The 6196-nt window shown below is 72.9% G+C and carries 8 protein-coding genes; 4 read left to right on the forward strand and 4 right to left on the reverse strand.

Annotated features, from left to right (window positions below):
• Nucleotides 1–176 precede the first annotated feature (176 nt).
• From QHG49_RS00950 to QHG49_RS00965, 4 genes are all read left to right on the forward strand, one after another.
• Nucleotides 177–1277, forward strand: a complete 1101-nt coding sequence (locus QHG49_RS00950; RefSeq protein WP_236576154.1) for a cytochrome P450 — start codon at nt 177–179, stop codon at nt 1275–1277.
• 11 nt (nt 1278–1288) lie between these two features.
• A complete protein-coding gene (locus QHG49_RS00955) occupies nt 1289–1483 on the forward strand; it encodes a ferredoxin (RefSeq protein WP_256641318.1) in 195 nt (64 codons plus the stop codon).
• A gap of 38 nt (nt 1484–1521) precedes the next feature.
• On the forward strand, nt 1522–2064 hold the full coding sequence (locus tag QHG49_RS00960) for a hypothetical protein (protein WP_301486868.1): 543 nt from the start codon (nt 1522–1524) through the stop codon (nt 2062–2064).
• A gap of 179 nt (nt 2065–2243) precedes the next feature.
• On the forward strand, nt 2244–2996 hold the full coding sequence (locus QHG49_RS00965; protein WP_301486870.1) for a hypothetical protein: 753 nt from the start codon (nt 2244–2246) through the stop codon (nt 2994–2996).
• A gap of 30 nt (nt 2997–3026) precedes the next feature.
• Here QHG49_RS00965 and QHG49_RS00970 read toward each other — a convergent pair whose 3' ends face one another.
• The 4 genes from QHG49_RS00970 to QHG49_RS00985 form a co-directional block, all read right to left on the reverse strand.
• Entirely contained in the window at nt 3027–3515 is a 489-nt protein-coding gene (locus QHG49_RS00970; RefSeq protein WP_301486872.1) for a GNAT family N-acetyltransferase, read from the reverse strand.
• A gap of 193 nt (nt 3516–3708) precedes the next feature.
• On the reverse strand, nt 3709–4959 hold the full coding sequence (locus QHG49_RS00975) for an MFS transporter (protein WP_159697697.1): 1251 nt from the start codon (nt 4957–4959) through the stop codon (nt 3709–3711).
• A complete protein-coding gene (locus tag QHG49_RS00980) occupies nt 4956–5717 on the reverse strand; it encodes a GNAT family N-acetyltransferase (protein ID WP_301486876.1) in 762 nt (253 codons plus the stop codon). The genes QHG49_RS00975 and QHG49_RS00980 overlap by 4 nt, the downstream gene beginning before the upstream one ends.
• Before the next feature lie 223 nt (nt 5718–5940).
• A complete protein-coding gene (locus tag QHG49_RS00985) occupies nt 5941–6144 on the reverse strand; it encodes an MbtH family NRPS accessory protein (protein ID WP_046421857.1) in 204 nt (67 codons plus the stop codon).
• Between the last annotated feature and the right edge of the window lie 52 nt (nt 6145–6196).

Below are 6196 nucleotides of genomic sequence, written 5' to 3' on the forward strand. Positions count from 1 at the left end.
AACTGCACGTCATACGGCTTTCCCCAGTTCTCCGCCGATGACGAGGTCCGAGGATTTTCATGGTGCATTCGCGAGCTGCCGAGAATCCCTCGGCCCAGTCTTTTCCCACGGCGCGCCCCGCGGGTTGTCCTTTCGACCCACCCGCTCCCTTCGCACAGGCGCGCGCGGAATGCCCGATGACCCCGCTGCGGTATCCCGACGGGCACGTCGGTCATCTGGTCACCGGTCTCCAGGCCGCGCGGTCCGTGCTGGCCGACACCCGGTTCAGCTCCCTGCCCGCCGGGAAGCGTTCGCCGGTGAAGGTGCCCGGCTCGGAGCTGAGCACCGACGCGCTGCCCGCGGGGATGTTCGTGAACATGGACCCGCCCGAGCACACCCGCTACCGCCGGCTGCTGAGCAAGCACTTCACCATCCGCCGGGTACGGGAACTCCGGCCGCGCATCCAGGAGCTGACGGACCGTCTGCTGGACGAGATGGCGGGCGCGAGCGGTCCCGTCGATCTCGTCCAGGCCTTCGCCAAGCCCCTTCCCACGCTGGTCACCTCGGAACTGCTCGGCCTGCCGGAGGCGGACCGCGCGGAGTTCGGGCGCCATGTGGACGTGCTCTTCAGCCTCTCCACCACCGGAGAGGAGATGCAGCAGTCGATGGCGATCCTCGGCGGCATGCTCCACGCCCTGATCGCGGCCGCGCGCAAGGACGCGGGCCCGGACATCCTGGGCAGGCTCACCGTGGAGACGGACCTGACCGACGAGGAGCTGCTCGGGATCACGATCGTCCTTCTCATCGCCGGGCTGGAGACGACCACCAACATGCTGGCGCTGGGGACTTACGCCCTGCTGCGCCACCCCGAGCAGCTGGCCGCGCTGCGCGCCGACTGGTCACTGATGGACGACGCCGTCGAGGAACTGCTGCGCTACCTCAGCGTGGTGCAGATCGGGCCGATCCGGGTGGCCGCCGAGGACTTCGAGTTCGAGGGGCGGCCGATCCGCGCGGGCGAGGTCGTCACGGTGTCGCTGCCCGCGGCCAACCGTGACCCGCAGGGCTTCGAGGACGCCGACACCTTCGACATCCGCCGGGGCCCGTCCCGGCACGTGGCCTTCGGCAACGGCCCGCACCAGTGCATGGGGCACCACTTGGCCCGGCTGGAACTCGCCATCGGCTACGAGTCGTTGCTGCGCCGCTTCCCCCGCCTGGAACTGGCCGTGCCGGCCGAGGAGATCGGCACCCGGGAGATGATGGTGACGTACGGCGTCCTCGAACTGCCCGTACGCTGGTGAGGGGCGGCCCGGTGACGAGGATCGAGATCGAGATGGACCTCTGCTGCGGCGCGGGAGCCTGTGTCCTCGCCGCCCCGGCGGTCTTCGACCAGAACGACGACGACGGCACGGTGATCCTGCTCGACGCCACTCCCCCGGCCGACCAGCGGGAGGCGGCACAGGAGGCGGCCGCGCGGTGTCCGACGTCGGCCATCAGAGTCGTATGACCGGTCGGCCGAGGCGGGAGCTTCGGCGGCCCGAAGCCGTGGGGTTTCAGAACGGGCGAATCCGGTCGGCCGCGACGGCGACGGACGAACTGGTCGAGGGCACGGGCGTGGACTACCGGGCACCGGCCCTGCCGTTCTTCATGGAGAACCCGCTCCGCCGGGCCGGGACCCTGGGGGCGCAGGGATCGTTCTCCCTGGCGAACACCGCGGACCGGCCGCTGCCGACCGTCGCCACCCGGGACGTCGCGGCCACCGCCGCGGCGCTTCTCCTGGACATCTCCTGGAGCGGTCAGGCCCGCGTCCCGTTGGTCGGCCCCGACAACCTGACCCCCGACGCGATGGCCGAGGTCATCTCCGGCGTCCTGGGCCGCACGGTCCACTACCGCCAGGTCCCGCTCGCCGACTACCGGGCCACGCTGGTGCGGCACGGCGCGAGCCGGACGACGGCGCGGGAGTTCGCGGCCATGATCGAGGCCCAGAACGACGGGATCCACGACGTCGAACCCCACACCCCGGGCACCGCCGCCACCGGCTTCCGCCAGTGGTGCGAGGACACCCTCAAGTCGGCCGCCCGGTCCTGAAGCCGCTCCGGATCGGACACCGTCGCGATCCGGCGGCTGCGCTTGACGGGATCCCCGTAACCGGCCCGGCTCGCAATGGATTTGACGACCATCGCCCGTTGCCGGTAGTCGTCGAGGCGGACAGCACCGAGGCGCCGGACAGGGCGTGGGCGCCGGCTGCCATATGGACGGGGGTCGTCATGAGTGCTTGGGGCTGGACACTTCTGCTCGCTCTGGCCGCCGCGGCCGCGGCCGGCAGACAGCTCTACCTCTATCCGGGCGGCTGGAAGTTCGCCTTCGGCCCCGAGTACGGCGCCGAGCGCGGCGATCTCGACCGTGCACGCGGCGCCCTGCGCGGCCTGGAGCGTTCCGCGCGGAAAGAGCTGGCCGGTGCGCGCGGCGCCGTCGACACCGCTGTCACGGCTCACCGGCGCCGGGTGCGCGACGCCGAGGAGCACATCGCCCGTCTGCGCGACCCCGGCCGCGGGGCCTACCGCGACGAACTCGGCGCGCTGTCCCTCTACGAACACGTCCTCGCCGTCTCGACCGACGACTTCAGCGGAGATCTGCCCCTGCACGGGATAGCCGTACGCTCCGACCACACCAGGACGGCCGGCCACCTCTATCTCGTCGGCCCGGACGGGCGCCAGCATCTGGTGACCTACGCCACGGCCGACATCGCGGAGGAACGGGTCCGCAGGTTCGTCGTCGACGTCCACAACGCCATCGCCGCCGCCAAGACGCTCCGACGGGACCGGCCCGCCCAGCTCCGACAGGCGAAGGCCGAACTCCACCGGGTGACGAACGACACTTCCGCACAGGAGGACGCCCGGCTGTACCTCGAAGAGGTCACCGCCCGGCAGAACGATGACCTCCGCATCCCCGCGGCACGCAAGAACCTCGCCGCCGCCCACGACCGCTGGCAGGAACTCACCGGGCACCGCCCCTCCTGAAGTCCGCGCCCCGTGACCCGGCGGTCCCCGTCACTCCGGAGGGATGCGGAACTCGAACTCGGGACGGTCCCACGGCACGGCGGGCGGGTTCGCGAGGGCGGTTCCGGTGCGGATGGCGCCGACGCGGTGGTAGAAGTCCTGGGCGGGAAGATGCGACACGACCTTGACGCGGTCGATCCCGGCGGCGCGCGCCTCGGACTGCATGTGCGCGACGAGCAGCCGTCCGATACCCCGTCCCTGCGCCTCGTCGGCGACGAACAGCAGGTCGAGCTCCGGCGGGTCGAGGACGAGCGCGTAGAACCCGAGGACCCGGCCGCCGTCCTCCTCGCCGCCGACGGCCACGAAGGCGCGGTGGGCCTCCAGGTAATCGGGACCGACCCGGTAGCCCGCGACCGCGGAGGCGTACTTGCCCGCGTAGGCACCCGAGCCACGCACGAGCCGCGTGAGCCGTTTGGCGTCCCGGGCGACGGATCTCCGTATCGTGATCTGCCGGCCGATCGGGGAAGTGCGTGAACTCATCGGAAGAGTATTTCGCACCGGGGAGCGCCCCGGTGCGGCGGGTCGGTCACTCGACCTCGGCGCGAATGATCCCCCGTGCCCCGACCACGCGCGCGCGTGCCCTGCGGCTCCGCGCCATGACCCGCAGCACCTCGGCCGATGACCTCGCCGTCGGAGTCGATGACGGCTTGGTCGACCTGCTGGTGGACACGGCCTACGGCGACATCGTCCGGATTCCCTTGCTGAAGGTGGCCGTCACCGCCGCCACGACGACCAGTGCCGGGAAGACCAGCATGGCCGGGCCCGGGCGCCAGTGGGAGAGGAGGGCGCCGGCCAGGACGGGGGCGAGGGCGGCGGCCGAGCCGGCGGCGAGCAGGACGCCGCTGACCACGCGGCCCTGTAAGTGGTCGGGGGTGACGGCGGCCTGGTGGCCGAAGAGCGTGGCGTTCGCGGTGGGGCCGAGGAAGACCGCGGCGGCCAGCGGCACCGCGGCCAGGACGGAGCCGGACAGCAGCGTGCTGACCGCCATCAGGGCGGCGGTCGCCCAGCACAGCAGCGTGATCAGGACGGGCAGCCGCAGCCGCCGCTGGAGTGCCGGGGCGGCGAAGGCCCCGAGGAGGCCGCCGAGCGCGAAGATCGCACCGGCGAGGCCCACCAGGACCGGTGCGACACCGGCCCGGCGCAGGGCGAGGGTCATCGCGAAGATCATGCCGGTGAAGGCCATGTTCAGCGGCGCCGCGATCGCCAGCAGGGCCCGCAGGAACGGATGCCCCAGCAGGAACCGCAGCCCCTCCGCGGTGGACGCGCCGACGGGCGCGGCCACCTCCTCGCGGGGCTGCTGGAGGGGCCGTCTGATCCAGCAGACGGCCACCAGGGACACCACGAAGCTGACCGCGTTGCCCAGGAAGGGCAGGAACCGGCCGAGCCCGAACAGCAGGCCGCCCAGTGGTGGTCCGGCCAGCGACACGCCGTAGGTCCGCGCCTCGTTGCGGGCGACCGCGGAGGCGAGCTGGTCCGGGCGGACCAGGCTGCGTACCGAGGCGTGTTCGGCGGTGCTGAAGACGGCGGTGGCGGCGGCCCCGGCGATCACCACCGCGAGGATCACCGGCAGACCGGCCGCGCCGCTCAGGACCGCCCAGCCGAGCAGGGCGTACACGGCGATCCGCAGCGCGTCGCAGGCGATCATCAGCCGGCGCCGGTCGTACCGGTCGGCGAGGACACCGGCCGGCAGCCGGCACACCAGGGTGGTGACGAGCCCGGCGGTGCCGACGACCCCGGCCCGCGTCGGGGACCCGGTCTGCTGGAGCACCAGCAGCGGCAGCGCCAGGTCGACCATGGCGCCGCCCAGGTCGGACAGGGACTGCCCGGTCCACAGCAGGTTGAAGTCGCGGTTGCGCCACAGGCCGGGCGGTGGACCGGTGTCCGCCGCCCCGGTGGTCTCCTCGGCGAGCGGCGGCCGGCTCATCCCGCCTCCCCGGCGCTCGCCGCCCCGGCCAGACCCTCGGTAGTCGCCGTCCCGGCCAGACCCTCGGTACCCGCCGTCCCGGCCACCACCTCGCCACGCACCGCTCCCGCCAGGCCCTCCCCACTCGCCACGCCGACGACATCCTTGGCGCCCGGCGCCCCCACGGGCACCGGGCCGTCCGTCGCGCCGGTGCCGGTCGCCGGGGTCTGTGCGCCGGCCTCGGCGGCCGTACGCTCCGCGCTGTCCGCCCAACCCGCCGCCGTCGGGATGATCAGCAGCTTGGTCACCGAGCCGTCGTCGCCGATGACGTCGCGCAGGTGGCGGAAGCCCACGCGGCGGCACATGGCCAGGCTGGCGGTGTTCTCGGCGCCGACCATGCCGTACGCCTCGGTGAGGCCGAGGTTCTCGGCGGCGTGCCGGAGCAGGCCGCGGATCACCTCGCCGCCCAGTCCCCGGCCCCAGTAGCCGGGGGCGAGGGCGGTGACGAGTTCGTGGCCCTCGACGTTGCCCGTCGGTTTGACCTCGGCGTGGCCGACGTAGCGGCCCGCCAGCCACAGGCCCCAGACGTCGAACCGCCCCTCGGGGTAGATGTCGGTGAGGATGGCGCGGAACACCTCGCGGATCTGCGGTTCGGGCACGAGGTCCTGGCCCATCCAGCGGCACACCTCCTCGTCGCGCAGCAGCTCGACGAAGACGTCCTCGTGCTCTGGCCGGTAGGGGAGGAACTCCAGGCGTTCGGTGCGCAGTTCGGGGGTCATGACGGGCTCCTCGGGAGTGATGCGGTGGGGTGAGGGCCGAGGGCGGTGGGGCGCCGGTGCGGCGGTCCGTGGGGGTGGGGTGTGGGGGTGGGGTGTGGGGGTGGGGTGTGGGGGTGGGGTGTGGGGGTGGGACGCGGGGTGGGGGGAGGTGTGGGGGTGCGGTGCGCCGCCGGGCCGGTGCGGGTGGTGCGGCCGGCCCGGCGGGTGGTGGGGGTACGGCCGGTCAGGCGCCCGCGTTCTCCATGCGCTCGCGCAGGCTCTTGGGCCGCATGTCGGTCCACACCTCGTCGACGTACGCGGAGCACTCGGCCTCGGTGCCCTCCTTGCCGGCGGGCTGCCAGCCGGCGGGCACCTCGATGTCGACGGGCCAGAGGGAGTACTGCTCCTCGTCGTTGCGCAGCACCTGGTAGCGGGTGTTCTCGTCCATGTCGGTCTCCTTCGTGTGCGGTCGTGTTCGGTTCGGGCCGGTCGGCCGAAGG

Origin of the sequence: Streptomyces sp. WP-1 (assembly GCF_030450125.1) — a bacterium.
GTDB lineage: Bacteria > Actinomycetota > Actinomycetes > Streptomycetales > Streptomycetaceae > Streptomyces > Streptomyces incarnatus.